The organism is Mordavella massiliensis (genome assembly GCF_016901695.1).
In the GTDB taxonomy this organism is placed as follows: Bacteria; Bacillota; Clostridia; order Lachnospirales; family Lachnospiraceae; genus Claveliimonas; species Claveliimonas massiliensis_A.
The window spans coordinates 1-359 of record NZ_JACJKS010000083.1; the positions used below are offsets into that span (position 1 = coordinate 1).

Sequence of the window (359 nt, forward strand, 5' to 3'; positions counted from 1 at the left end):
ATGTCAATAACAGGCGGCTTTTCCGCCTGTTTTAACCTGGATATGGATTTAATCTGGCAGCCGTCCTTCATACATAATACTCAACTCACCATAGACCTGGCCCCAGTTTCGGATGGTAGTTGTCCATTTTTTGGTGGCTTCAAAGGTGGCCAGATACAGGGCTTTCAACAGTGCCGTATCGCTCGGAAAAACGCTTCTCTGCTGGTTGAGTCTCCGATAGGTGGAATTTAATGATTCTATAGCATTGGTTGTATATATGACCTTCCGCACATCTGTTGAAAATTTGAAAATCGGAGAAATCGCATCCCAGTTATCTTTCCAGCGTTTCATGGAGTTCGGATATTTAGGCGTCCATTTCT

At 44.0% G+C, this 359-nt stretch carries 1 protein-coding gene; it reads right to left on the reverse strand.

Features of this window, described 5'->3' with window-relative positions:
* Positions 1-48 precede the first annotated feature (48 nt).
* A partial coding sequence (locus H6A20_RS13210) for a transposase (protein WP_204907547.1) occupies positions 49-359 on the reverse strand: 311 nt, incomplete at its 5' end.